Raw genomic sequence first — 25,473 nt, forward strand, 5'->3', positions numbered from 1 at the left:
GCCATGAGTATCGAGATCCAGGGTATCAACAAGAGGTTTGGCGCCTTCCAGGCGCTCAAGGACATCAACCTGCACATCGAGAGTGGCGAGCTGGTTGCCTTGCTCGGCCCCTCGGGCTGCGGCAAGACCACCCTGCTGCGCATCATCGCCGGCCTAGAAGCGCCGGATACCGGCAATATCGGCTTCCATGGCGAAGACGTCTCCGGGCGCGACGTGCGCGATCGCAATGTCGGCTTCGTCTTCCAGCATTACGCGCTGTTCCGCCACATGACGGTGTTCGACAACGTGGCCTTCGGCCTGCGCATGAAGTCGCGCCGCGAGCGGCCGAGCGAGGCGCAGATCGCCAGCAAGGTGCACGAACTGCTGAACATGGTGCAGCTCGACTGGCTGGCCGATCGCTATCCCGAGCAACTCTCCGGCGGCCAGCGCCAGCGCATCGCCCTGGCCCGCGCCCTGGCGGTGGAGCCCAAGATCCTGCTGCTCGACGAACCCTTCGGCGCCCTGGATGCCAAGGTGCGCAAGGAGCTGCGTCGCTGGCTGGCACGGCTGCACGAGGAGATCCATCTGACCTCGGTGTTCGTCACCCACGATCAGGAAGAAGCCATGGAGGTGGCCGACCGCATCGTGGTGATGAACAAGGGCCAGATCGAGCAGGTCGGCTCGCCCGCCGAAGTCTACGAACAGCCGGCGAGCGACTTCGTCTATCACTTCCTCGGCGACTCCAACCGCCTGGCCCTGGGCGAGCAGGAGGTGCTGTTCCGTCCGCACGAGGTGGAGCTGGAGCGTGAGCCGCGAGCGGGTTACCACGCCGCCGAAGTGCGCGACATTCGGCCGCTGGGCGCCACCACTCGGGTCACCCTGAAGGTGCCGGAGCAGAGCGAGGTGATCGAGGTGGAGCTGGTCAGGGACCACCCGGTGCTGGCCGGGCTGCAACGGGGTGCGCCGCTGCATTTCCTGCCGCGTACGCCCTGAGTTCGTCGCCGGCGGCTAAGACCAAAGTCGTAGCCGCCGGGACCAGACAGCGGTTGCAACCTCCGGAAAGCGGGCTCCATGATCGACGAAGCTGATAGCCATCACACTTCGCCCTCGATCGAGCAGAATAACAAGGAGGTCGCATGCCCAGGCGCTGGCCCGTCGTGTTGTCGCTTCACCTGGCCCTCCTCGTGGCCACGCTGCTGCTCTGGCAGTGGCTGGCGCTACCCATGGCCGCAGGCGCGGGACTGGTGCTCGCCGCTGCCCTCTGGCCCTGGTTGTTGCTGCGCAAGGCCGCAGCGCCGCCCGCGCCGAGCCAGGCCTTCAACGAGCTAACCAGCGATCTCTCGCGCAGCACGGCGCGCAACGCCGTGGCCATCGCCGGTGTGGCCTTTGCCGCCCAGCAACTGGCGGCCCGGGTGCAATCCCAGGCCAGCACGGCCGCGCAGATCTCCAGCAGCGCCGCTGCCCTCACCCAGACCGAGCACGACAGCGCCGACAGCGCCCGCCAGGCCCTGGCGGTGGCGCAGCAGGTGCACCAGCGCAGCGAGGCCGGCCAGGACGCCCTGAATACGGCGATCGCCGCCATCCGCGCCCTCAGCGAGCACGCCCGCCAGAGCCGCGAACTGATCGCCGGCCTGAGTGCCCGCACCGACAAGATCCAGCAGGTCACCGAGGTCATCCAGGGTATCGCCAGCCAGACCAACCTGCTGGCGCTCAATGCCGCCATCGAGGCCGCGCGCGCCGGGGAACACGGGCGCGGCTTCGCGGTGGTCGCCGACGAGGTGCGGGGCCTGGCGGCGCGGACTTCCAGCGCAACCGGCGAGGTGGGGCTGATCGTCGCCGACATCAGCCAGCAGACCGACGCCGTGGTGGCGCAGATCCAGCAGCTGGCCCAGGCGCTGGACGACGGCGTGCGCCAGGTCGAACGCACCGGCGAAGGCCTGCAGGAGATCGCCCAGCTGGCGCAGACCGCCGAGCGCCAGGCCGCGGATATCGCCCAGGGCACCTCGGCTAATCTGGCCCAGCTGGAAAGCCTGGCCCAGGCGGTGGAGCAGGTGCACCGCGATCTGGCCGACAGCGAGCGCCAGACCAGCCGACTCAGCAGCGCTGCCGACGAACTGGTGGACATGGCCGAAGCCAGTAGCGAACGCCTGGCCGAGGTCGGCCTGGACAGCTATCACCAGCGCATCTTCGAACTGGCGCGCCAGGGCGCGGATGCCATCGGCCGGCGCTTCGAGGAAGACCTGGCCGCCGGGCGCATCACCCAGGACGCCCTCTTCGACCGCCAGTACCAGCCGGTGCCCGGCAGTCAGCCGGCCAAGTACCGCACCCGTTTCGACAGCTATACCGATGGCGTGCTACCGGCGATCCAGGAGCCGCTGCTGGATCAGCATCCCGGTCTGGTCTTCGCCATCGCCTGTACCCCGGAAGGCTATGTGCCCACCCACAACCGCGCCTTCGCCCAGGCACCTACCGGCGACGTGGCGGTGGATACGGCGCGCAGTCGTAGCAAGCGCCTCTTCAGCGATCGCACCGGCAAGCGCTGCGGCAGCCATCAGCGCCGCCTGCTGTTGCAGACCTACATGAGAGACACCGGCGAGGTGATGCACGACCTCTCGGTACCGATCCTGGTGAACGGCCGGCACTGGGGCGGACTGCGCCTGGGCTATCGCCCCGACAACGCGCGCTAGCCCAGCTTGAGCTGGGTGACGGCCAGCTGCCAGACCGCCGCCTCCAGCCCCAGCATGCGCCCGGCCTTGTGCTCCAGCAGGGCTTCGACGGACTCGCCCGGGGCGGGATTCGCCGCCTGCGCCGCCAGGTGCAGGATCAGCGACGGCTTGGGCAGCACGCCGTGCAAGCTGTGCACCGCGGCCACCAGCTCGCGCAACTCCAGGGGCAGTCGCCAGTGCCGCTGCAATTCCGCGGAGAATTCCAGGCTGTAGCTCAGCAGCGCGCGCTCCAGCGCGGCCTCGTCGATGGCCCCACCCCCGTCGCACCAGCGCTGCACGCCCTGCAGCACGGCCAGTTCACCCAGGCGGTGCAGCAGGCCGGCGGTATAGCAGCGTTCGGCGTCTTCGCGCACGTAGCGCAGCGCCAGCAGCCGGGCGCAATCGGCGGCGCGTTGGGCGAGGCGCAGATAGCCTTCGGCGCGTCCGGCCAGCAGCGGCTCGGCCAGGCGGGTCGCCCGCCGCAGACTCAGGCCCAGGACCAGATTGAGGGTGAAGCCGACGCCCAGCCGCGGCAGGGCCTGGCTGAGGGTCTGGCAGGATTGGCCGACGCGCTGGGAAGCGCTGTTGGCCGCCGCGATCAGAGTCGCCGTGACCAAGGGATCCTGGCCGAATTCGGTTTCCAGCTCGCCCAGGCTGCAGCTCTCGCTCTCGCGACAGCGCTCGATGATGGCCGGCAGATCGGCGAACAGCGGCACGGCGTCGATTTCGGCGGCCATGCGCTGCAGATGATCGTCCAGGGAGCCCAGGACGGCGGCACTGGCCGCCTGAGACGCGTCTCCCGCGGGTGGCAACAGACTGCGCAGACGACGCAACACCTCTTCCGCAGCATAGGGCTTGACCAGATAGGCAGTGGGCGCCAGGCGCAGGGCCGCGCGTACATAGGCGGCGTCGGCCTGTTCGGACAGCAGGATCACCGGCTGCAGCGGCTGGGTGCCGCGCTGGCGGATGCGGCGCAGCAGGTCGAGTCCATCGCAATCGGCCGGTCGCTCGACGATGATCAGCGCACATCTCTTGCGTTGATCCAGTTCGGCGAGGGCCTGATAGCCATGGCCGTATTCATGCACCAGGGCATCGGCACGCACGGCCAGCACCAGTGACTTGAGCAGGTCACGGGTCCAGGGATTGGCGTCGACGATAAGTATCAGGGGCGGCATCCCAACCCACTCCTGCTTGAGGAAAGCGAAGCGGCGGATGATGCGTCAAAGCGGACTTTATGCCAAGCGTGTCACAGAAAAACCGCCCTCCAGGAGGGCGGTTCGGGTAGGACTCAGGCCAATTCGGCGAAGCACTCGCCGATAATGGCCAAGCCGCGATCCAGCTCTTCGTCGCTGGCGGTCAGGGGCACGAGGATGCGCAGCACGTTGCCGTAGCTGCCGCAGCTGAGCAGGATCAGCCCCTTCTGGCGCGCGCGGACCACGATCTGGCTGGTCAGCTCGGCATCGGGTTGCTCGATGTCTCCCCCCTTGCCCAGCTCCATGGCGATCATGGCGCCCAGGCCACGGACGTCGCAGATCTGCGCGTGCTTGGCGGCCAGTTCGCGCAGACCCGCGGTGAGGCGTTCACCCACGGCCTTGGAGCGGTCCAGCAGCTTTTCTTCCTCGAAGGTCTCGATCACCGCCAGGGCCGCGGCGCAGGCGATGGGGCTGCCGGCATAGGTGCCACCCAGGCCACCGGGGGTGACGGCATCCATCACCGTGGCGCGACCGGTCACGCCCGACAGCGGGAAACCGCCGGCGATGGATTTGGCGAAGGTCACCAGGTCGGCGTCGACGCCCATCTGCTCCATGGCGAAGAAGGTCCCGGTACGACCGGCGCCGGACTGGACTTCATCGGCGATCAGCAGGATGCCGTGGGTATCGCACAGCTTGCGCAGGCGCTGCATGAATGCCTTGGGCGCGGCATAGAAACCGCCCTCGCCCTGCACAGGCTCGAGGATGATGGCCGCGATGTCGCCAGGGGCCGCATCGTTCTTGAAGATGCGCTCGACGCTGGCGATGGCGTCATCGACGCTGATGCCATGCAGTTCGCAGGGATAGAGCGCGCGATAGACGCCGCCGGGCATGAGGCCCATGCCGGCCGAATAGGGCGCGACCTTGCCGGTCAGCGACAGGGTCATCATGGTGCGGCCGTGATAGGCGCTGGAGAAGGCGATGACGCCGGCGCGCTGGGTGGCGGCGCGGGAGATCTTGACGGCATTCTCCACGGCTTCGGAGCCGGAGTTGAACAGTGCGGTCTTTTTCGGGAAGTTGCCCGGCACCAGTTCGTTGAGCTTTTCGCAGACCTCGACATAGGGCTCGTAGGCCAGCACCTGGAAGCAGGTGTGGGAGACCTTGGTCAGCTGCTCCTGCACGGCCGCCACCACGCGCGGATGCAGGTGGCCGGTGTTGAGCACGGCGATGCCGCCGGCGAAGTCCAGGAATTCATTGCCCTCTACGTCCCAGACCTTGGCGTTCTCCGCACGGTCGACGAAGATCGGGTGGGTCTGGCCGACGCCACGGGCGACGGCTGCGCTGCGACGGTGCATCAGGGAATCATTGGTGTGGCTCATTGCAGTCCTCGATGGCCGCTCATCGTGGCGGCCGGCTACGGGAAAGGCGCGGACCGGATTCCGGGCAGCATACGATGATCGACTGCCAACGGCCCGGCGTCCGCGCCGGGAGAAATCTTTGGATCGGCGGGCCCCGTTGGGCTTCGACGATGGAGCCGTCTCAGCCCAACCTACGGTATAGGTAGGTTGGGCTAAGCGTAGCGAAGCCCACCGAACGGGATCAGATCCCCAGGCAGAGGTACTTGATCTCCAGGTAGTCCTCGATGCCGTACTTGGAGCCTTCGCGGCCCAGGCCCGAGGCCTTGACGCCACCGAAGGGCGCGACCTCGTTGGAGATCAGGCCGGTGTTGATGCCGACCATGCCGTACTCCAGCGCCTCGGCCACGCGGAACACGCGGGACAGGTCGCGGGCATAGAAGTAGGAGGCCAGGCCGAATTCGGTGTCGTTGGCCAGCTCGATGACCTCGGCCTCGTCCTTGAAGCGGAACAGCGGCGCCAGCGGGCCGAAGGTCTCTTCCTTGGACACCTTGGCGCTCCTGGGCACGTCGGCGAGGATGGTCGGCTCGAAATAGCTGCCGCCGTTGGCGTGGGCCTTGCCCCCGGCGATGACCCGGGCGCCCTGGCTCACGGCGTCGTCGATGTGTTCCTTGACCTTGGCCGCCGCCTTGGCGTCGATCAGCGGGCCAATGGTCACGCCCTCTTCCAGGCCGTTGCCGACCTTGAGCTTGGCCACTGCAGCCTTGAATTTCTCGGCGAAGGCGTCGTACACGCCGTCCTGGATATAGAGACGGTTGACGCAGACGCAGGTCTGGCCGGCGTTGCGGTACTTGGAGGCGATGGCGCCTTCCACGGCCTTGTCCAGATCGGCATCGTCGAAGACGATGAAGGGCGCGTTGCCGCCCAGCTCCAGCGACAGCTTCTTGATGGTGGGCGCGCTCTGCTCCATCAGCTTGGCACCGATCTCGGTGGAGCCGGTAAAGGAGATCTTGCGCACGATGGGGCTTTCGGTCAGCTCGGCGCCGATCTCGGCGGCGGAACCGGTGACCACGCTCAGCACGCCCTTGGGAATGCCGGCGCGCTCGGCCAGTTCGACCAGGGCCAGTGCCGAGTACGGGGTCTGGCTGGCGGGCTTGATGACCATGGTGCAGCCGGCGGCCAGGGCCGGACCGGCCTTGCGGGTGATCATCGCGGTGGGGAAATTCCACGGCGTGATGGCGGCGGTGACGCCGATGGGCTGCTTGATCACCAGGATGCGCTTGTCGGCCTGGTGGCCGGGGATGGTGTCGCCATAGATGCGCTTGGCTTCTTCGGCGAACCACTCGATGAAGGAGGCGGCATAGGCGATCTCGCCCTTGGCCTCGGCCAGCGGCTTGCCCTGCTCCAGGGTCATCAGCCGGCCCAGGTCGTCCTGGTTCTCGATCATCAGCTCGTACCAGCGCCGCAACTTGGCCGAACGCTCCTTGGCGGTCAGCGCGCGCCAGGCCGGCAGGGCGCGGTTGGCAGCGTCGATGGCGCGCTTGGTCTCGGCGCGACCGAGCTTGGGAATGGTGCCCAGGGTCTCGCCGGTGGCCGGGTTGTCCACCTTGACGGTGGCACCGCTGTCGGCATCGATCCAGGCGCCGTCGACATAGGCTTGCTGGCGAAACAGGGAAGCGTCTTTGAGCTGCATTACGGTCTCCTTGGCTGAAAGGGCCGGAAGCAAGGGCATGACACCCCTGCGCCTGCGATAGGATCAGGCCTGGAAACGCTGGCATCGCCACCGTTCAGCGCCCGCTGGAGCAACGTCCGAACCGCTATGGGCGTTCGAAATATTGAACGCATCCTAGGAGAATCCTGAACCCCTGCGCAAGAGCGCTGGCCAGGTTTTCGCGTCGCCCTCCTCCTTGTTTATGCAGCCCTTGCCACGCCCCGCGAAACAGTCGTTCAAAATCAACAACATCGTGCATCCGGGCATGGACGGTCGTAAGCAAGGTGAGTATGATGGCGACCGATTCAGCGTCACCGAATCGCTGCACTCGTAGCTCAGCTGGATAGAGTACTGCCCTCCGAAGGCAGGGGTCGTGGGTTCGAATCCCGCCGAGTGCGCCATCTCCCGTTCACCGCTGCGTGAACCTCAGCAAAGCCCGCCATCGCGCGGGCTTTGTTGTTTCTGGCTGTCGCTCAAGCCTTTCCAAGATGCACAGACCGTTCGTGAAAGGACTTTCGCCAGATTGCCGGCGTGATTTCTCTGACCATTATCACTACCACCCTGGCGATTCTGATCTAAGCTCTGCCCCTAGACCCGCTCCAACCAGCCGGCCGGATGCCGATACCCTGGGATCACCTCGCAAGGACGCCTCATGAGATACCTCCTGACCAGCTCGGTCACCCTTTTTCTCGCCGCTCCGCTCCTGACCGAAGACACCGCCCTGGCCCAGGCCGGCCATGCCCTTCGCCCGGGGCTGGAGGCAGCGGCGCACTCCCTGAATCTATCGCTGCTGCAGAGCAGTGCGGTCGGCAGGGGCCCGGTGGCTGACGGGGCGCGGCTGCAGCTGGCGGCGCTGGAACGGCAGGCGCGGCGAGACGACTAGCCTCAGGGCTTTGCCAAGGCCTGGCGCAGAGCCCGGCTTGAACGAAGCGCCCGAACCGGGCTCTCAAGGTCTCCACTACGGCCACCCCGAGGAGACCTGGATGAAATCCCTGATTCCCCTGTTGCTGCTGCCCCTCGCCCTGGGCGCCTGTACCCGGGAGCCGGTTCGGCAGGACGACCTCGGCCTGCCGAGCTGCAATCTGGCAGAACAGCGCGCCGTGCCGGGCGAACTGGGCGGATCGATCACGGATCCGCGGCAGGCGCATGTCTCGATGCGGGCCAATGTGCTGTTGGCGGATGTGAGCACGGCGCGCAAGGCGCGGCGGATCAGTCAGGAGCAGGCGACGGCCTTCAGCGAACGCATCGCCGCGGTGCGTAGCCAGACCGATGACCTGGTCAGGCAGCAGGGCTTTCTCAGCGCGGCCGAGCGGGCCAGTTTCGATCGAGAATTCGACGGGATCGCCACGCAAATCTGCCAGCCGCGCTAGCGGACGGGTGCGCCTGACCAGGCTGGGTCGAAAGGCGCGGCCATGAACGGCTAGGATAACGGTATCGATCAGGTGGTAAGGCAGCTTGCCGCCCTCTTCTCTTGGCCCCCGGGGACGACCCCGGCGATCGGTGGGCAGCGTTCCGGGACGGCCCGGTTTTACAGGAGGCCGTCGTTGGCTTGGTTCTATCTGGTGTGCGCGGGACTGCTCGAGGTGGTCTGGGCGTTCTACATGAAGCAATCCGCGGGCTTCACCCGCCTCACGCCGACGATCATCACCGGGGGCGCCATGGTGGCCAGCGTGGCGCTGCTGTCGATCTCCATGCGCAGCTTGCCGCTGGGCACCGCCTATACGATCTGGACCGGTATCGGCGCGGTGGGTGCCTTCATGGTCGGCATCCTGGTGCTGGGCGAGGCGGCGAGTCCGCTGCGCATCCTGGCCGCCGCGCTGATCGTCAGCGGGCTGGTGCTGATGAAGCTGACCTCGTCCTGAGCGCCCTCCCCTAGCGCGGGTTCACCGGGCGCGCCAGCCAGATGAACAGCAGCCCGCCAAATAGTCCACCCACGGCCATCGCCAGCAACCCCTCCAGGGTGCGCGTGGCGTAGATAAGCACCGGCATGGGCGCGAAGGCGTCGATCAGGCGGATGGCGGCGATCAGGCTGAGGCTGCTGGCCAGCGGCAGCAGGCAGGCGCGATAGGTACCGCCGTGACGACCCAGCCAGAGGGCCGCGGCAAAGGCTGGTAACCAAGCGGCGAGCACGATGGCGGCATAGACGGGTCCGAAGCCCAGCAGATCATCCAGCGAGGTGCGCCCGCGCGTGGCCAGGTCGATCGGCTGGCCGAGTCCCTGGAGGGCGGCCAGGTTGTATTGGGTCTGCACCAGGCTGCCCCAGGCGGTGGTCAGCAGCAGGGCCGCGGCGAACGCCAGCAGGGTGCGCGGTTGCAACAGGGCGCGCCAGAGCGGTTGGGGCATGGTCGGAAAATCCCTTGGAGAGAGGCAGATGCTAGCGAAAGCGGGTACCCGGAACAGACCTCAAGCGTTACCTAAAGCTTCCGGCCGCTGGGCCTGGCTGGCATGGCTGGCCCTGCTGGCGGTTCCGCTGGCGCTGGCGGCGCCGACCTACCGGATCGAGACGGTGGCGACCGGGCTGGATAGACCCTGGTCGCTGGCCTTCCTGCCCGATGGCCGGGCGCTCCTGACCGAGGGCACCGGGCGCTTGCGGCTGCTGGTACCGGACGGTGCCGGCCGCCTCAGGCTGCAGGCGGAAGCCGTGAGCGGACTGCCCGAGCTCTATACCGAAGGCCAGGCCGGTCTGTTCGAGGTGCTGCCAGACCCGGATTTCGCTCACAACCAATTCATCTATCTCTCCCATGCGACCGGCACGCGCCAGGCCAATCATTTGAAGGTGGTGCGCGCCCGGCTGGACGGCGGACGCCTGCAGGACGTCCAACCGCTGTTCACCAGCCAGCCGGCCAAGGCCTTCGGGCAGCACTTCGGGGCGCGGATGGCCCTGCTCGGCGACGGCACCCTGGCCATCGCCCTGGGCGACGGCAACGTCGAGCGCACCGATGCCCAGCGACTGGATACCCATCTGGGCAAGATCGTGCGCATCACCCGCGACGGCCAGGTGCCGGCGGACAACCCCTTCATCAAGCGACCCGGCGCCCTGCCGGAGATCTACAGCCTCGGCCATCGCAATCCCCAGGGCCTGGTCTGGGTGCCCGAGCGCCAGGCGCTGTACGAGCACGAGCACGGCTCCAAGGGCGGCGACGAACTCAATCTGATCCGCGCCGGTGCCAACTATGGCTGGCCGCTGACCACCGGCGGCGTGGACTACACCGGCGCGCGCATCTCGCCCTTTCGCGAGTTGCCGGGCATCACCCCACCGCTGCTGGAATGGACGCCGTCGATCGCACCCGCGGGCATGACTTGGTACGACGGCCAGGGCTTTCCCGCCTGGCGCGGCAGTCTGTTCGTGGCGGCGCTGCGGGAGAAGTCGGTGCGGCGAATACCGCTGGTTGAGGGTATGCCTGGTCCGCAGGAGCTGCTGTTCCAGGAATTGGACCAGCGTCTGCGCGACGTGCGCAGCGGCCCGGACGGCAATCTCTGGCTGCTTACCGATGGTGAGGACGGTCAGCTGTTGCGGGTGGTGCCGGGGTAGGTAGCGAAAGAGCCGTGATGCCGATCCGGTACAGCACCAGTCGCGGCCATGCCGATGCGCGGTAGGTTGGATTGAGCGCAGCGAAGCTCAACATCGCCTCGGGGCTCGCCATGGTGGGCTTCGACGATAGAGCCGTCTCAACCCAACCTACGGAGACATCGATAGCCTGTTGGGGCGGCAACTCGGGTAAGCCGCGAGCCGCCTCGTCGAAACGACGAATACTCCGCCGTTTCGTCAAATAAAGCACAACGATTCGACGCTCTGACGCTCACATCTGACAGCGCCGCTTTCTAAGCTGGAGCCTCAACCACGGAGGATCCCGCCATGAAAGTCACCCTGCTCGGCGCCGGCCATATCGGCTACACCATTTCGCAATTGCTGCACGCCAGTGGCGACTACCAGGTGACGGTGGCGGATCGCGACGAGCGCGCCCTGGCGGCCATCGCCGCCCTGGGCGTGCAGACCCGGACCCTGGATACCGCCGACGCCAGCGCCCTGGCCGCGGCCCTGGACGACCAGGACGTGGTGCTCAATGCCCTGCCCTATCATCTGGCGATTCCGGTGGCCCAGGCGGCCAAGGCCACCAACACCCACTATTTCGACCTGACCGAAGACGTGAAGGCGACCAAGACCATCCGCCAACTGGCCGAGGGCGCGAGCAATGCCTTCATGCCCCAGTGCGGTCTGGCGCCCGGCTTCATCGGTATCGCCGCGCACTCCCTGGCCAAGCGCTTCGACAGCGTGCGCGAGGTGAAGATGCGTGTCGGCGCCCTGCCGGAATTTCCCACCAATGCCTTGAAGTACAACCTGACCTGGAGCGTCGACGGCCTGGTCAACGAGTACTGCCACCCCTGCGAAGCCGTGCGCAACGGCGAGCTGCAACTGGTGCAGCCGCTGGAAGGCCTGGAACACTTTTCCCTGGACGGCGTGGAATACGAGGCCTTCAACACCTCGGGCGGCCTTGGCACCCTCTGCGAGACGCTGCAGGGCCAGGTGGAAACCCTGGACTACAAAACCGTGCGCTATCCCGGTCACCGTGACCTGATGAAGTTCCTGCTGGAAGACCTGCGCCTGGCCGGTGACCAAGAGCAGCTCAAGAACATCCTGCGCGGCGCCGTGCCCACCACCATGCAGGACGTGGTGCTGGTGTTTGTCACCGTCAGCGGGATGCGCGGTGGCAAGCTGGTGCAGGAGGTGTTCAGCCGCAAGATCTTTGCCGCCGAGCGCGACGGTCGCCTGACCAGCGCCATCCAGATCACCACCGCGGCCGGCATCTGCACCGCCCTGGATCTGTTCCGCGAAGGCAAGCTGCCGCAGCGCGGCTTCATCGCCCAGGAGCAGGTGGACATGGAGGCCTTCCTGGCCAACCGTTTCGGCAAGGCCTACCAGCCGGTCTGATCGGGGAAGCTTAGCGGCAGACCAGGGGTCCATAACGAAACAGTTACCGTTAAAGGCCCCCTCGTCATGCTCAGCGTCGCCATCGTCGGTTGCGAACAGATCCACGCCCAGGACTACCTGGACACCAGCCTGGCCGATCCGCGCGTGCGGGTAGTGGCGGTGGCCAGCGAACGCGATCCCGCCCGCGCCAGGCGCCTCGCTGCCCCTCAGGGTCTGCCGGTAGTGGATGACTTCGCCCGGTTGCCCGAGGTGGACCTGGCCTTCGTCACCACCGCCATCGAGGATCACGAGGCGGCGGTGACCGCCCTGCTTCCCCGGGCCCGTCATCTCTTCGTGGAAAAGCCACTGGCCGTCTCGGCAGCCCGTGCCTCCGCCCTGGCCGATCAGCTCGCCGGGCGTTCCTGCTTCAGCGGTTTCTATCTGCGCACCGACCCGGCCCTGCAGCTGTTGCGCCAGCGGGCGCGGGACGGTGCCATCGGTAGCCTCAGCCACCTGTCACTGACCGCCGGCCACCCGGGGCTGCTGGAGGGCTGGCTCAGCGACTGGCCGGCGCATCTGGACGAGCGCCGCATGGGCTATGGCGCCTTTGGCGACCTGGCCGTGCACCTGCTGGATTTCAGCGCCTGGCTATGCGGTGAGGCCCTGACGGTCGCCCATAGCCGACTGGACCGCGATCCGCGCTGGCCGCTGGATCATGGCGGCGAGGCCTTGCTCCAGGCCGGTGATCTGCCGATTCATCTGCGCGCCAGCGCCACCCTGCGCGGTCCGCGGCTGGCCATTCGTCTGGACGGTAGCGAGGGAACCCTGGAGCTTTCCGCGGGGCGCCTGGTGCTGCACGACGCCAAGGGCAATCGTCAGGTGCTGGCCGAGGGCGTGGACCCCGGCGTGCCCCAGGGCGCCCAGGCGGTGTTCGACCAGCTGCTCGGCCAACCGCGACCGGAACTGGCCGGTCTGGCGGATGCCCTGAGGGCCAATCGGCTGCTTGATAGCCTCTATGGACGCGGTTGAAGGCGGAATCGAACGCTCCGGGCCCACCTAAAGGTCGGACTGTTGGTGCCGATAGCGAGGGTATCCAGCGCAACTTGGCTGATACCCACCTCGCAGAAAGGAAGGCTCCATGGTCTGGTTCAACAATCTGGCACTGGCGAAGAAACTCGCCATGGCCTTTGGCCTGTGCACGGCCATCACCCTGGGCATCGGCGCCGTCGGCTTCAGCGGTATCCGCAGCGTCAACGCCCAACTGGATAACGTGCTGGGCGACACGCTGCTCTCCATCAGCTTGCTCAACGATGCCAAGAGCAATGTCATCGGCCACAACCGCGATCTGTTCCGCGTGCTGTCCATGGCCTACGGCGAGGCCCCCCAGAGCGAACTCCAGACCGTCATCACCTCTCTGCGCGATAACCAGGCCGATGCCGAAAAACCCTTCGCCGCCTATCGCACCACGCCGCTGCAGGCCGATGAAAAGCAGGCCGGTGATGCCTTCGAGCAGGACTGGAAGAGCTATATCGCCGGTACCGACGCCATCCTGGCGCGACTGGCCGCCAAGGACGTAGCCGGTGCCGCCAAGCTGTTGAACGAGCAGGTGCAACCCACCTACCGCAAGACCATGGCCTCGTTCAAGATCATGATTCAGTCCAACAAGCGCCAGAGCACCGAAGCCGGCGACGCCGCGCATGCTGCCTACCAGAAAGCGGTCTGGGCACTCGGCCTGGGGCTGCTGCTGGCCACGCTCTGTGCCCTGGCGCTGAGCATCGTCATCACGCGCCTGATCGTTTCGCCCATCCGCCAGGCGGTGGGCAGCGCCGAGCGCGTCGCCCAGGGCGATCTGACCCTGCCGATCCAGAGCAGCCGCCGCGACGAAGTCGGCCAGCTGCTGCAGGCCCTCGGCGGCATGCAGCGCAGCCTGAAAGACACCGTGCAGCAGATGGCCGGTGCCTCCAGCCAGCTCGCCGCGGCCGCCGAGGAATTGCACGCGGTGACCGAGGAGAGCTCGCGTGGCCAGGTCCGCCAGCACGACGAGGTGCAGCAGGCTGCCACCGCAGTCAATCAGATGACCGCCGCTGTGGAAGAGGTGGCGCGCAATGCCGCCTCTACCTCCACTGCCTCCCAGGACACCAGCCGCGAAGCCCAGCAGGGTCGCGAGCAGGTGCAGCAGGCCGCCCAGGCCATGGCGGTGATGACCGGCGAGATCACCGATTCGACCCAGAAGGTGCAGACCCTGGAAGGCCAGGTGCGCGAGATCGGCAAATTGCTGGAGGTGATCCGCGGGATCGCCGAGCAGACCAACCTGCTGGCGCTCAATGCCGCCATCGAAGCCGCCCGGGCAGGCGAACAGGGCCGCGGCTTCGCCGTGGTGGCGGACGAGGTCCGTGCCCTGGCCCATCGCACTCAGGGGTCCACCGGCGAGATCGAACGCATGATGAGCGCCGTGCGCAGCAGCGCCGAGGAAGCGGTGGGCGCCATGCACAAGAGCCAGTCCCTGGCCGACAGCACCCAGGCGCGCGCCAATCGGGCCGGTGAAGCCCTGGACCGCATCGCCGCCGGGGTCGCCCAGATCGAGGAGCGCAACCTGGTGATCGCCAGTGCCGCCGAAGAGCAGGCCCAGGTCGCCCGCGAAGTGGATCGCAATCTGGTCAACATCCAGGACCTGTCCACCCAGACTGCTACCGGGGCCCAGCAGACGGCCGCCTCCAGCCAGGAGCTGTCGCGACTGGCCACCTCCTTCCAGAGCCTGGTGGCGCAATTCCGTTACTGATCGGCCACCCAGGGGACCTTCCGACCGGCGGTCAGCCTGCCCTCGCCGCAGCGAGTGGCAGGCTTCCCGCGCGGCCATGGGTCTGCCGACGTGACGCGCCGATGTTCGGAATTGAACATTGCGTGCCAGCGCGGTTCTGAACAGAAAGACCTGAATGGATGCTCCCATGCGCTTTACCTACGATGCCCGCCGCAGCTACCGCCTGATCGGCCTGGACGATGGTCGTCTGGCTGGGCAATTGCTGTGTGGGCAGCTGTACATCATGGTCGCGGGCGATGGAAAGCAACCGCAGTCCTATGCGCAGCTGGAAGATGACCAGTTGCGCACCGCCGAGGGCCAGCTGATCGGCTGTCGCGACGCGGATATCCTCACCCTGCAGCGAACTGGCGTAGCCCTGCGGCTGGAGCCACTCGACGCCTGAGGTAGAACGGCTAGCGCGACTCCTTCTACCCCGGGCAACCACCATGGCCTCCACCACCGGACGGCGGTATGAACAGCCAGTACCCGGGCAAGCACAACAGGGCCGCCAGCGCGGCCGCTTTCGCGCTCTTCGCCATCACGACGATCGCTCCTGCCGAAGCCCCTTCCCTTCTCCCCGTCATTGGACGCCTGGCCAAGCCGGAAAAGGCATAGCCCTGGGTTGAAGTCAGGCAAGAACGCCGTTCGGCCCGATACATCCGTCGCCGATCGGTGGGAACCTCTTACGTAACTTGTCGCTCCATTTCCTTGAACGTCATCGAAAAGATGCCAAACGGGCGCCTTTTGGCCCCCTTCAGGAGATGTCATGTCCAGCGACAACCAGTACAGCATGCAGAACCCCCTTACCCAGTATCCCCAGCCTGAATTTCCCAAGCAGCCCCAACAGGCCCCGGGTCTGGCCCAGGCCATGGAACCGCGTCCCGATCATGGCGAGGCCAGCTACAAGGGCTTCGGTCGCCTGGCCGGGCGCAAGGCGCTGATCACCGGCGCGGATTCGGGAATCGGTCGGGCCACGGCCATCGCCTACGCTCGGGAGGGTGCCGATCTGGTGCTCAACTACCTGCCCGAGGAAGAGGCCGACGCCCAGGAAGTGGTCAAGCTGGTGGAAGCCGAGGGTCGCAAGGCCGTCTGCGTTCCCGGTGACCTGAAGGACGAAGCCTTCTGCACCCAACTGGTGAGCAAGGCCAAGGAGGCCCTGGGTGGCCTCGACATCCTGGTCAATGTGGCTGGCAAGCAGACCGCCGTGCAGGACATCGCCGAGCTGACCACCGAGCAGTTCGACGCTACCTACAAGACCAACGTCTACGCCCTGTTCTGGCTGTGCAAGGCCGCGCTGCCGCACCTGCCGGCTGGCGCCGCCATCATCAACACCACCTCGATCCAGGCCACCCAGCCCTCGGAATTCCTGCTGGACTACGCCTCGACCAAGGCGGCCATCACCAACTTCACCAAGGCGCTGGCCAAGCAGGTCGCCAGCAAGGGCATCCGCGTCAATGCCGTAGCCCCCGGTCCCTTCTGGACGCCGCTGCAGCCCAGCGGTGGTCAGCCCCAGGAGAAGATCCCCACCTTCGGCGGCGAGACGGTGTTCAAGCGTCCCGGGCAGCCGGCGGAACTGGCGCCCATCTATGTACTGCTGGCCTCCCAGGAGTCGAGCTATGTGACCGGTGAGGTCTATGGCGCCACCGGAGGCATGGGCTGACGGCCATGGCAGCCTTCGATCCCGCCCGCCAGGATGGCTACGCGCCCCTGGCGGGCTATGCCGCCCTCTCCGATGGCCGTTCGGTCGCCCTGGTGGCGCCGGACGGCTCGCTGGACTGGTGGTGCGTGCCCAACATGGATTCCGCACCGCTGTTCGACCGCCTGCTGGATGCCCCGGCAGGCGGTTTCTTTTCGATCGCGCCGGTGGCCGACTATCGCGTCGAGCGCGCCTACCGCGAAGACAGCAACGTCCTGGAAACCTGCTTTCACACCGCTGACGGCAGCGTGCGCCTCACCGAATCGCTCAACAGCGGCTCGGCCGGACGCCTGCCCTGGTGCGAACTGGGTCGCCGCGTCGAAGGCCTTTCCGGATGGGTCGAATTGCGTATCGAGCTGGTACCCGGGACCCAGGGCCAGACCGTGTCGCCCTGGATGCGCAGCACCCCCAATGGCGAGGTCATGCACGTCGATGGCGTGATGGCCACCCTGCGTTATTGCGAGCGGCTGGAGATCCTCCAGTGCGATGATCGCCGACTGGTGGCGCGACTGGTACTGGAAGCCGGGCAACGCAGCGTCCTGGCCTTGACCGCGACCGAGAACGAACCCCTGGTGGTGCCCTCCCTGGACGAGGTGGACCAGCGTATCGATCGCAGTGACCAGGCTTGGCGCGAATGGGCCCAGGGCTTCGCCTACCGGGGCGAATTCCTCAGCGAGGTGAAGCGCTCGGCGCTGGCCCTCAAGCTGCTGCTCTACTCCCCCACTGGCGCCATCGTCGCCGCCGCCACCACCTCGCTGCCGGAACGCATCGGCGGCGACAAGAATTATGAATACCGCTATGCCTGGGTGCGTGATGCGGTCTTTACCATCAAGGCCTTCCTGCGCCTGGGTGCCCTCGGCGAGGCCCAGGCGGCCCTGGCCTGGATCCAGAACGTCATCCGCCGCCACGGCAATCGCCTGCACACCTGCTTTACCCTGGAAGGCGAACTGGCCCCCGAGGAACGCATCATTCCGGTTCCTGGCTATCGCGACTCCCAGCCGGTACGCGTCGGCAATCGCGCCAGCGCCCAGTGTCAGCTGAGTCTCTATGGCGATCTGCTGGAGACCTTTCGCCTCTATGCCAGCAAGGGCCATGTGCTGGATTTCGCCACCGCCAGCCTGCTCACCGACCTGGCCAATCTCTGTGCCGATGGTTGGCGCCAGCCGGATGCCGGCATGTGGGAATTGCCTGAAGAGCGCCACTACACCCTGTCCAAGCTGGGCTGCTGGTTCGCCCTGGACCGCGCCGTGACCCTGGCCCGCGATGGCCATATCCCCGACGCCATGTGCGGTCGCTGGGCGCGCGAGCGCGACCGCATCCGCGACTGGGTCAACGAACATTGCTGGAGCGAGCGCAAGCAGGCCTACACCTTCTATGCCGGTACCGAGCGCCTGGACGCCGGGCTGCTGCTCGGCATCCGCTTTGGCTTCAACGGTGGTGAGCGTTCGGTCAGCACCCTGGCGGCCATTCGCCGTGAGTTGGCCCATGGACCTCTGGTCTATCGCTACAGCGGTGCTGACCAGGAAGAAGGTGCGTTCCTGGCCTGTTCCTACTGGATGGTCGAGGCCCATGCCGTGCTGGGCGAGGTGGACCAGGCGCGGGAACTAATGCGCGAGGTCCTGGCCGCCAGTCTCAATGGCGTCGGCCTGATGACCGAGATGCGCGATCCCCGGGATGGCGCGGCCCTGGGCAACTTCCCCCAGGGCCTGAGTCACCTGGCCATGGTGCATGCGGCGCTGATCCTGGAAGAGCCGGAGCCCGAGGCGTGAGCGATCTGGATTTCACCCGTCCGGTGGACGAGGTCGCCCGGCAACTGATCGGGGCGACGCTCAGAGTCGAGGGTGTGGGCGGCCTGATCGTCGAGACCGAGGCCTACGACGGCGAAGACCCGGCCTCCCACAGCTTTTCCGGCCCCACCCCGCGCAACCGCGCCATGTTCGGTCCGCCCGGGTATGCCTATGTCTATCGCTCCTATGGCATCCACTGGTGCTTCAATCTGGTCTGCCGCGAGGCCGGGCATGGCGCGGGTGTACTGATCCGCGCGCTGGAGCCACTGTGGGGTCTGGAGGTGATGCGGGAACGTCGGGGCGGCCTGGCCGATCGCCTGCTGTGCGCCGGTCCCGGCCGGCTGTGCCAGGCCCTCGCCATCGACGGCAGTCACGATGGCTTGCCGCTGATCGAGCCACCCTTCCTGCTGGAGCCCGCGGCTGCCGAGGTAGCGGTGATCGCGGGCCCGCGCATCGGCATCAGCCGCGCGCGCGAGGTGCCCTGGCGTTTCGGCCTGGCCGGTTCGCGCTATCTGAGTCGTGGCTTTGCCAAAGCGCCCCAGCCCGGCGATAACAGCTAGGCTGAAGGCAACGACCGTTGCCGCAACCTCTCGGAGGCCCCATGCGCGCCAGTCAGCTGCTGCCTATCGCCCTACTCTTTCCCCTCCTCGCCCAGGCGAGCCTGCGCTGTGGTCAGAGTCTCGTCGAGGAAGGCGACAGCGTCGAACAGGTGCTGGCCGCCTGCAGCGCCCCGGCTGAGCGCAAGATCAATCCACCGGCGCTGCGCAATAACAACGTGCCCAAATTCAATGCCGCCGAGACCCAGTTCTGGACCTATGCACCGGCGAACGGCGCCTCGCGTCACCTCAAGTTCATCGACGGCAAGCTGGTGGAGATCAGGGTCGAGCGTTAGCGGGAAGCCTCCCTCACCCCAACCCTCTCCCGGAGGGAGAGAGAGAAAAGCACCAGCTCCGACGCAGGGGCGAGGCGGCTCAGGCGTAGGTTGGGTTGAGCGCAGCGAAGCCCAACGGCCAGACACCCTCACCCCAACCCTCTCCCGGAGGGAGAGGGGGAAAAGCAGCAGCTCCGACGCAGGGGCAAGGCGGCTCAGGCGTAGGTTGGGTGGAGTGCAGCGAAGCCCAACAGCCAGACACCCTCACCCCAACCCTCTCCCGGAGGGAGAGGGGGAAAAGCAGCAGCTCCGACGCAGGGGCGAGGCGGCTCAGGCGTAGGTTGGGTTGAGCGCAGCGAAGCCCAAAGGCCACACACCCTCACCCCAACCCTCTCCCGGAGGGAGAGGGGGAAAAGCAGCAGCTCCGACGTAGGGGCGAGGCGGCTCAGGCGTAGGTTGGGTGGAGTGCAGCGAAGCCCAACATTTGCCAGGCGAGTTTCTCCATCGAGCAGGCAAAAAAGAACCGCCCGAGGGCGGTTCAAGAGGAGCACGACCTCAGGGTCGTGGTTAGAACTTGGCTTCCAGGTCAAGCTGCAGGGTCTTGACGTCGGCGTCGCGGCGGAAGCGGCTGGCGGTATCGGACTCGGCGAGGAAGTAGGTCAGGCCCACGCCGAAGTTCTTGTCGATGTCGTAGCCGAGCTTGAGCTTGTGGCCGCGGGCCCCGGTCGAGCCGTTGCCGAAGTCCGAGTCGGTAAAGGCACCAACCACGGCGTTGCGCTGGACATCGCGGTAGTTGTATTCCAACCCGACCCGCTGCATCAGCTTGGTCTTGGCGCCCACCAGCCAGGCGGTGTCCTCGCCGTCGTCGGCCTTGTCGTTGACCACGTACTGGCCATAGAAGGACAGCGGCACCCACAGCTTGGTCAGGTCCAGCTGGGCGAAGCCCTCGTAGAGCTGGAAGCGGTCGGTGGTGTTGCCATTGACCGCCAGGGCGCAGGGCGAGGTGACCGAGCCGGTGGTCGGGCAGGTGCTGTCCTGGTCCTTGTCGTAGGCGTAGACGCTGCCACCGACCATCAGTTTGGCGGCATCGCCCAGGTTGAAGCGGCTGCCGAGCTGGCCGGCGTAGAGGCGCAGGTCGTGCTTGAATTCATAGCCTTCGCCGTCGACGTTGTCCTTGAGCACGTAGTAGCCGGTGCTGCCGAACAGCTCGGCGCCGCCGCCCAGATCGTACTTGTAGGTGCCGGCCAGGCCTTCGGGGTTGATGTCGGCGTCCCAGATGACATCGCCGGTGCTCACCCACTGCTGGCCCATCTTGCCACCCACCAGATGCAGACTCGGCAGCGCTGTGGGGTGGTAGTCGATGTAGGCCTGATCCAACCAGAGCTGCTTCTTGTTGAAGTAGCCGTTGAGGTCCTGGTTGGTAGAGCGGGCATCGTCGCCGCCGCCGGTGGCGATGCGGATGCCGGTGTCCACCTGCGGATTGATCTCGCTGTAGGCGCCCAGTCGCGCGCGGATGCGCTGGCGGTCCCGGTCGCGGCCGTTGTCCGGCTCGCCGCTGATGTCGATGCTCTCGTGGCGCACCCGCACGTCGCCCTTGATCTGGGTCTTGGCGGCCCAGGCCAGTTTCTTCTCGAAATCGGAGGTCTTCTGCTGCTGGGCGACCTGGGCGGCACGTGCCTGCTGCTCCTGCTGCAGATCGCCGCGCAATTCGCTGTACTGGGCCGGGGTGATGGAGCCGTTGGCCTTGAGCATGTCGAGCAGCTTCTCATCGACCGCGGCACTTGTGGCGGCCGAGCAGGTGGCCAGGAGCACGCCCGAGAACAGCGCCGTGAATCGATAAGGGTTAACAGACATCGGCAGATCTCCTTGCAAGACTATCCAGGGAGTGATGGCTGGCAGTGCAGCCCGTCACGAAGCTGGGTCAGTCTCGGCAGAAGAGATGTCATTTTACTTGCAGGAAGATAAAGCTTTTAATTCAAGCCATTGAATATAAAGAAAAATTTAATCAAACTTTCATTCATCCCGGACGGCTCGCCAGTGGCTGGGAATGGAACACGCTGAGCGGACGCCCTGGCCCGGCGCTTTCCGACCGCCCAAGAAAAAGGCCACTCCGGGGAGTGGCCTTGCCGAGTGCCGGCGAAATCCTCAGCCGAAGCGACCGGTGATGTAGTCCTCGGTCTGCTTCCTGTCCGGCTTGGTGAAGATCTTGTCGGTCTTGTCCACTTCGATCAGCTCGCCCAGGTACATGAAGGCGGTGACGTCGGAGCAGCGCGCCGCCTGCTGCATGTTGTGGGTGACGATGACCACGGTGAACTCCTGCTTGAGTTCGGCCAGCAACTGCTCGATGCGCGCGGTGGAGATGGGGTCAAGGGCCGAGGTCGGCTCGTCCAGCAGCAGCACCCGCGGACGCAGGGCGATGGTGCGGGCGATACACAGCCGCTGCTGCTGACCGCCGGAGAGACCCAGGGCACTCTGGTTGAGCTTGTCCTTGACCTCGTCCCACAGCGCCGCGCCGCGCAGCGCCTGCTCGACGCGATCCTGCAGCTCCACGCGGGACAGGCGCTCGTGGTGGCGGATGCCGTAGGCGACGTTGTCGGCGATCGACATCGGGAAGGGCACCGGCTTCTGGAACACCATGCCGATGGTGCTGCGCAGGCGGCTCAGCGAGTACTTGGGATCGAGGATGTTCTCCCCGTCCATGAGGATCTCGCCGCTCGCTTCCAGCCCCGGGTATTCCGAGTAGATGCGGTTGAAGATGCGCAGCAGCGTGGACTTGCCGCATCCGGACGGGCCGATGATGGCGGTGATCTGCTTGGCCGCAATATCCAGGTTGATCGACTTGAGCGCCTGGTGGCCCTTGTAACGGAAGCCGACGTCGCGCGCCTGCAGTTCCGGTATCTGCGTCTGCATGGTAGTCACTTGGAATCCCGGTTACGAAAGAAGAAGCGAGAGGAGAGGTTCAGGAGCAGCACGAACAGTGTCAGCAGCAGGGCGCCGGCCCAGGCCAGATGCTGCCAGTTCTCGAACGGACTCATGGCGAACTGGAAGATGGTCACCGGCACGGTGGCCATGGGCTTGAGCACGTCGGCGTTCCAGTACTGGTTGCCGAAGGCGGTGAACAGCAGCGGTGCGGTCTCGCCGGTGATGCGGGCGATGGACAGCAGCACCCCGGTCACCACGCCGGCGCGGGAGGCGCGCAGCAGGATCTGCAGGGTCACCTTCCACTGGGGAATGCCCAGGGCCAGCGCCGCTTCGCGCATGGCCGGCGGCTGCAGCTGCATCATCTCGTCGGTCGTACGGGTCACCACCGGCACCACCAGCATGGCCAGTGCCAGGGAGCCGGCGAAACCGGAGAAGCCCAGGCTGCCACCGGAGTACTGGTTCAGCGTCACCACCACGGCGGTGTAGATGAACAGGCCGATGACGATCGACGGCGCCGACAGCAGGATATCGTTGACGAAACGCACCACCAGCCCGAGCTTGGAGTGGCGGGCGTACTCGGCCAGCCAGAGGCCGGCGAGGATGCCGATGGGCGCGCCGATGGCGGTGGCCAGCAGGGTGATCAGCACGCTGCCGAACAGGGCGTTGGCCAGACCGCCGTCGGCGGCGCCGGGCGGCGGCGTCATCTCGACGAAGAGGGCCGGGCTCAGGGCGCTGACGCCCTTGATCAGGGTGGTGCCGAGGATCCAGGCCAGGAAACCCAGGCCGAGCACGGCGGCGGCGCTGCCAAAGATCAGCGCGAGGCCGTTCTTGATCCGCCGCTTGCGATAGAGATAGGCGTCGATGTGCATCAGTTACCTGCCTTGCGCGACAGTTGCGTCAGCATCAGCCGTGCCGCCAGCAGCACGAAGAAGGTCACCACGAACAGCAGGAAGCCCAGGGCGATCAGCGAAGAGCGGTGCAGATCGGTGTAGGCCTCGTTGAATTCGTTGGCGATCACCGAGGCGATGGAGCTGCTCGGCATCATCAGCGAGAGCGAGAACTGGTGGGCGTTGCCCAGCACGAAGGTCACCGCCATGGTCTCGCCCAGGGCGCGGCCCAGGCCGAGGAAGGCGCCGCCGACCACCGCCGAGCGGGTGTAGGGCAGCACGATGTCCCAGCAGACTTCCCAGGTGGTGGAACCCAGGGCGTAGGCCGATTCCTTGAGCTGGGCCGGCACGCTGCGGAACACCTCGTACATCACCGAGGTGATGAAGGGCAGGATCATGATCGCCAGGATGATGCCGGCGGTCAGCATGCCGATGCCCAGCGGCGGCCCCTGGAACAGCACCCCGATCACCGGGATGGCGCCAAGGTAGTCGTTGATGAAGGGCGAGATGTAGGCGGCCATGAAGGGGCCGAAGACGAACAGGCCCCACATGCCGTAGATGATCGAGGGAATGCCCGCCAGCAGCTCGACCGCCGTGGCCACCGGGCCGCGCAGCCAGGGCGGCGCGATCTCCGAGAGGAACAGGGCGATGCCGAAGGCGGTGGGCACGGCCAGCAGCAGGGCGATGAAGGAGGTCATCAGGGTGCCGTAGATGGGCACCAGGGCGCCGAATTTCTCGGCGCCGACATCCCATTCGGCCGAGGTGATGAAGTCCAGGCCGAAGGTCATGAAGGCGTGGCGACCGCCCCAGAGGGTGGACGCGGCGGCGCCGACCAGTACCAGCAGTACCAGCAGCGCGGCGGAAAACAGCAGCCGGCGGAACCAGACATCGGCGCGGGTATCCCGGCGGATGCGCTGTTCCTGAACGGCGGAGAGGGGCAGGGTCTGGTCGGTCATGGAGCTTTCCGTCTACCTGGAAGGACGCGCGAAACCGCCTGGACCCCAGGGGATCCAGGCGGCGGAACAGTCGTGCTTACTTCTTGAAGTCGGACGCCCAGTAGCCTTCGATCTGCTTGACCAGGGTGTCCGGGACCGGGACGTAATCCAGGGCCGCGGCATCCTTCTGGCCATGCTCAAGGGACCACTTGAAGAAGTCGAAGGCGACCTTGCTGCGCTCTTCGTTCTTGGGTTCCTTGTACATCACGATCCAGGTGGTGGCGGTGATCGGCCAGGCGTCGGCGCCCGGGGCGTTGGTCATCAGCAGGTTGAAGTCCTTGGCGCTCTTCCAGTCGGCGGTGGCGGCGGCGGCCTGGAAGCTCTTGGCTTCGGGCTGCACGAAGTTGCCGGCGGCGTTCTTCAGCTGCACGTGGGTCATCTTGTTGGTCAGCGCATAGGCGTACTCGACGTAGCCGATGGAGCCCTTGATCTGCTTCACGTAGGCGGCGATACCCTCGTTACCCTTGCCACCTACACCGACCGGCCAGTTGACGGTGGTGCCGAAGTTGAACTTCTCCTTCCACTCCGGGCTGACCTTGGCCAGGTAGTTGGTGAAGTTGTAGGAGGTGCCGGAGCCGTCGGAACGACGCACCACGGTGATGGCGCCCTCAGGCAGCTTCATGCCGGGGTTCAGCGCGGCGATGGCCGGGTCGTTCCAGGTCTTGATCTCGCCCATGAAGATCTTGGCCATGGTCGGACCGTCGAGCTTCAGTTTGCCGGGCTCGATGCCTTCCACGTTGATCACCGGCACGATGCCGCCAATGATGGTCGGGAACTGGCCCAGACCGCCCTTCTGCAGGTCGTCGGTGCTCATGGGGGCGTCGGTGGCGCCGAAGTCCACGGTGCCGGCCTTGATCTGGGCGATGCCGCCGCCGGAGCCGATGGACTGATAGTTGATACGGTTGCCAGTCTTCTCGCTGAAGCCTTGCGACCACTTCGACAGAACAGGGAAGACGAAGCTCGAGCCGGCGCCCGTGACATCCACGGCGTGAGCGGCGGTGCTCAGGCAAAAGGCCGACAACAACAGAGAGAGGCTGAACGTGCGTTTCATGGTGGCTCCATTACCTAGTGAGGGCTGGCGCTAGGCTATTGCCGAAATGTGACAATTAAGTGTCAACAGCATGACGAAACAGGGACGGCAGAGCGCCATCATTGCGGGCGGCGGCTACCGTTCCTGCGCTGGCAAGCCAAGGTGTCCGCGCCTGGGCCTCGCAGCAGACCGCTCCGACAATCCACCCCGCACTGCGGATGGCAGAAGGTTCGCCCTCGTCCCGGCCAGCCTCTACAGGCGACCTCCGGTGGTCACCAGACGACACGCCTGTCTGCCGCCCGCGGTCGTCTCAGCAGCCTGTGCCGTGGCCACGATCCAGCCATGACGGGCCTTACAGGCCTTTCGGCGCATCCGTGAGGGCGGCTTGGCAGCAGAAATTTAGCCAAGGCTATATATATTAGAACTATCTACAAGATAGACTTTCTCTATCCGGATGGGTAAGGTGGCGGCCTCTTTGGGGAGTAGCCTGCTTCCACCGCGGTGGAAAGCGTCCTGATCAACATACTCGGCAACCGCCGTGGTCAGGACAGCCAGTCAGGGTTGGCGAGACCAGAGGCATCACCGCGCCATGCCGGGCGTGCGGGGGTGCCTTGTGGATCGAGCCCGGCCGGCGCTGTC

The 25,473-nt window shown here is 66.2% G+C and carries 24 protein-coding genes, 1 tRNA gene and 1 riboswitch; of the genes, 16 read left to right on the forward strand and 9 right to left on the reverse strand.

The window, feature by feature from the left end; genetic code table 11:
- Nucleotides 1-3 precede the first annotated feature (3 nt).
- Nucleotides 4-972 carry a sulfate/molybdate ABC transporter ATP-binding protein gene (locus tag AABM56_RS18875; RefSeq protein ID WP_133861343.1) on the forward strand — a complete coding sequence of 323 codons (969 nt, stop codon included), beginning with the start codon at nucleotides 4-6 and terminating at the stop codon, nucleotides 970-972.
- 143 nt (nucleotides 973-1,115) lie between these two features.
- A complete protein-coding gene (locus AABM56_RS18880) occupies nucleotides 1,116-2,666 on the forward strand; it encodes a methyl-accepting chemotaxis protein (RefSeq protein WP_133861344.1) in 1,551 nt (516 codons plus the stop codon).
- Here AABM56_RS18880 and AABM56_RS18885 read toward each other — a convergent pair.
- The 3 genes from AABM56_RS18885 to gabD form a co-directional block, all read right to left on the reverse strand.
- Nucleotides 2,663-3,859, reverse strand: coding sequence for an HDOD domain-containing protein (locus AABM56_RS18885; RefSeq protein ID WP_133861345.1), 1,197 nt, complete (start codon nucleotides 3,857-3,859; stop codon nucleotides 2,663-2,665). The genes AABM56_RS18880 and AABM56_RS18885 overlap by 4 nt on opposite strands.
- A 113-nt stretch (nucleotides 3,860-3,972) precedes the next feature.
- Nucleotides 3,973-5,253, reverse strand: a complete 1,281-nt coding sequence (gene gabT / locus AABM56_RS18890) for a 4-aminobutyrate--2-oxoglutarate transaminase (RefSeq protein ID WP_347883618.1) — start codon at nucleotides 5,251-5,253, stop codon at nucleotides 3,973-3,975.
- 220 nt (nucleotides 5,254-5,473) lie between these two features.
- Nucleotides 5,474-6,922: an NADP-dependent succinate-semialdehyde dehydrogenase gene (gene gabD / locus AABM56_RS18895; RefSeq protein WP_133861347.1), complete on the reverse strand. Its 1,449-nt coding sequence runs from the start codon at nucleotides 6,920-6,922 to the stop codon at nucleotides 5,474-5,476.
- A 342-nt stretch (nucleotides 6,923-7,264) separates the two neighbouring features.
- On the opposite strand from gabD, the gene AABM56_RS18900 reads away from it, so the two are divergent.
- The 4 genes from AABM56_RS18900 to sugE all read left to right on the forward strand — a co-directional run bounded on the left by AABM56_RS18900 (nucleotide 7,265) and on the right by sugE (nucleotide 8,802).
- Nucleotides 7,265-7,341 (forward strand) — tRNA-Arg (locus tag AABM56_RS18900).
- A gap of 251 nt (nucleotides 7,342-7,592) precedes the next feature.
- Nucleotides 7,593-7,823 carry a hypothetical protein gene (locus AABM56_RS18905; RefSeq protein WP_133861348.1) on the forward strand — a complete coding sequence of 77 codons (231 nt, stop codon included), beginning with the start codon at nucleotides 7,593-7,595 and terminating at the stop codon, nucleotides 7,821-7,823.
- Between the two features lie 37 nt (nucleotides 7,824-7,860).
- Nucleotides 7,861-8,310 (forward strand): hypothetical protein, encoded by a 450-nt coding sequence (locus tag AABM56_RS18910; RefSeq protein WP_347883619.1) that lies wholly within the window; start codon nucleotides 7,861-7,863, stop codon nucleotides 8,308-8,310.
- A gap of 174 nt (nucleotides 8,311-8,484) precedes the next feature.
- The gene (gene sugE, locus AABM56_RS18915; protein ID WP_133861349.1) at nucleotides 8,485-8,802 is read left to right on the forward strand and encodes a quaternary ammonium compound efflux SMR transporter SugE; all 318 of its coding nucleotides are present in this window, start codon (nucleotides 8,485-8,487) and stop codon (nucleotides 8,800-8,802) included.
- Between the two features lie 10 nt (nucleotides 8,803-8,812).
- On the opposite strand, the gene AABM56_RS18920 is transcribed toward sugE, so the two are convergent.
- Nucleotides 8,813-9,283 carry a hypothetical protein gene (locus AABM56_RS18920; RefSeq protein ID WP_133861350.1) on the reverse strand — a complete coding sequence of 157 codons (471 nt, stop codon included), beginning with the start codon at nucleotides 9,281-9,283 and terminating at the stop codon, nucleotides 8,813-8,815.
- Between the two features lie 28 nt (nucleotides 9,284-9,311).
- On the opposite strand from AABM56_RS18920, the gene AABM56_RS18925 reads away from it, so the two are divergent.
- The 10 genes from AABM56_RS18925 to AABM56_RS18970 all read left to right on the forward strand — a co-directional run bounded on the left by AABM56_RS18925 (nucleotide 9,312) and on the right by AABM56_RS18970 (nucleotide 19,021).
- Nucleotides 9,312-10,472 (forward strand): PQQ-dependent sugar dehydrogenase, encoded by a 1,161-nt coding sequence (locus AABM56_RS18925; protein WP_263258740.1) that lies wholly within the window; start codon nucleotides 9,312-9,314, stop codon nucleotides 10,470-10,472.
- A 324-nt stretch (nucleotides 10,473-10,796) separates the two neighbouring features.
- Nucleotides 10,797-11,870, forward strand: a complete 1,074-nt coding sequence (locus AABM56_RS18930; RefSeq protein ID WP_133861351.1) for a saccharopine dehydrogenase family protein — start codon at nucleotides 10,797-10,799, stop codon at nucleotides 11,868-11,870.
- Between the two features lie 66 nt (nucleotides 11,871-11,936).
- A complete protein-coding gene (locus AABM56_RS18935) occupies nucleotides 11,937-12,878 on the forward strand; it encodes a Gfo/Idh/MocA family protein (protein WP_133861352.1) in 942 nt (313 codons plus the stop codon).
- Between the two features lie 109 nt (nucleotides 12,879-12,987).
- Nucleotides 12,988-14,628 carry a methyl-accepting chemotaxis protein gene (locus AABM56_RS18940; RefSeq protein WP_347883620.1) on the forward strand — a complete coding sequence of 547 codons (1,641 nt, stop codon included), beginning with the start codon at nucleotides 12,988-12,990 and terminating at the stop codon, nucleotides 14,626-14,628.
- Between the two features lie 166 nt (nucleotides 14,629-14,794).
- On the forward strand, nucleotides 14,795-15,049 hold the full coding sequence (locus tag AABM56_RS18945; RefSeq protein ID WP_133861354.1) for a hypothetical protein: 255 nt from the start codon (nucleotides 14,795-14,797) through the stop codon (nucleotides 15,047-15,049).
- 68 nt (nucleotides 15,050-15,117) lie between these two features.
- Nucleotides 15,118-15,261, forward strand: coding sequence for a hypothetical protein (locus tag AABM56_RS18950; protein ID WP_166655911.1), 144 nt, complete (start codon nucleotides 15,118-15,120; stop codon nucleotides 15,259-15,261).
- Between the two features lie 151 nt (nucleotides 15,262-15,412).
- Nucleotides 15,413-16,306: an SDR family oxidoreductase gene (locus tag AABM56_RS18955; protein WP_133861355.1), complete on the forward strand. Its 894-nt coding sequence runs from the start codon at nucleotides 15,413-15,415 to the stop codon at nucleotides 16,304-16,306.
- 5 nt (nucleotides 16,307-16,311) lie between these two features.
- A complete protein-coding gene (locus AABM56_RS18960) occupies nucleotides 16,312-18,111 on the forward strand; it encodes a glycoside hydrolase family 15 protein (protein ID WP_347883621.1) in 1,800 nt (599 codons plus the stop codon).
- A complete protein-coding gene (locus tag AABM56_RS18965; protein WP_347883622.1) occupies nucleotides 18,108-18,689 on the forward strand; it encodes a DNA-3-methyladenine glycosylase in 582 nt (193 codons plus the stop codon). The genes AABM56_RS18960 and AABM56_RS18965 overlap by 4 nt, the downstream gene beginning before the upstream one ends.
- A gap of 41 nt (nucleotides 18,690-18,730) precedes the next feature.
- Entirely contained in the window at nucleotides 18,731-19,021 is a 291-nt protein-coding gene (locus tag AABM56_RS18970; RefSeq protein ID WP_347883623.1) for a DUF2845 domain-containing protein, read from the forward strand.
- Between the two features lie 546 nt (nucleotides 19,022-19,567).
- Here the strand turns inward: AABM56_RS18970 and AABM56_RS18975 are convergent.
- From AABM56_RS18975 to pstS, 5 genes are all read right to left on the reverse strand, one after another.
- The gene (locus AABM56_RS18975) at nucleotides 19,568-20,854 is read right to left on the reverse strand and encodes a putative porin (protein WP_133861359.1); all 1,287 of its coding nucleotides are present in this window, start codon (nucleotides 20,852-20,854) and stop codon (nucleotides 19,568-19,570) included.
- A gap of 291 nt (nucleotides 20,855-21,145) precedes the next feature.
- On the reverse strand, nucleotides 21,146-21,910 hold the full coding sequence (pstB, locus tag AABM56_RS18980; RefSeq protein ID WP_133861360.1) for a phosphate ABC transporter ATP-binding protein PstB: 765 nt from the start codon (nucleotides 21,908-21,910) through the stop codon (nucleotides 21,146-21,148).
- A gap of 5 nt (nucleotides 21,911-21,915) precedes the next feature.
- On the reverse strand, nucleotides 21,916-22,791 hold the full coding sequence (gene pstA, locus AABM56_RS18985) for a phosphate ABC transporter permease PstA (RefSeq protein WP_044341612.1): 876 nt from the start codon (nucleotides 22,789-22,791) through the stop codon (nucleotides 21,916-21,918).
- The gene (gene pstC / locus AABM56_RS18990; RefSeq protein WP_044341613.1) at nucleotides 22,791-23,765 is read right to left on the reverse strand and encodes a phosphate ABC transporter permease subunit PstC; all 975 of its coding nucleotides are present in this window, start codon (nucleotides 23,763-23,765) and stop codon (nucleotides 22,791-22,793) included. Before pstC ends, pstA begins: the two co-directional genes overlap by 1 nt.
- A gap of 76 nt (nucleotides 23,766-23,841) precedes the next feature.
- The gene (gene pstS, locus AABM56_RS18995; protein ID WP_007160735.1) at nucleotides 23,842-24,855 is read right to left on the reverse strand and encodes a phosphate ABC transporter substrate-binding protein PstS; all 1,014 of its coding nucleotides are present in this window, start codon (nucleotides 24,853-24,855) and stop codon (nucleotides 23,842-23,844) included.
- A 449-nt stretch (nucleotides 24,856-25,304) separates the two neighbouring features.
- Nucleotides 25,305-25,471, forward strand: a riboswitch (yybP-ykoY riboswitch).
- Nucleotides 25,472-25,473: the final 2 nt, after the last annotated feature.

The sequence above is a fragment of the Pseudomonas aestiva genome (assembly GCF_039908605.1).
GTDB lineage: Bacteria > Pseudomonadota > Gammaproteobacteria > Pseudomonadales > Pseudomonadaceae > Chryseomonas > Chryseomonas aestiva.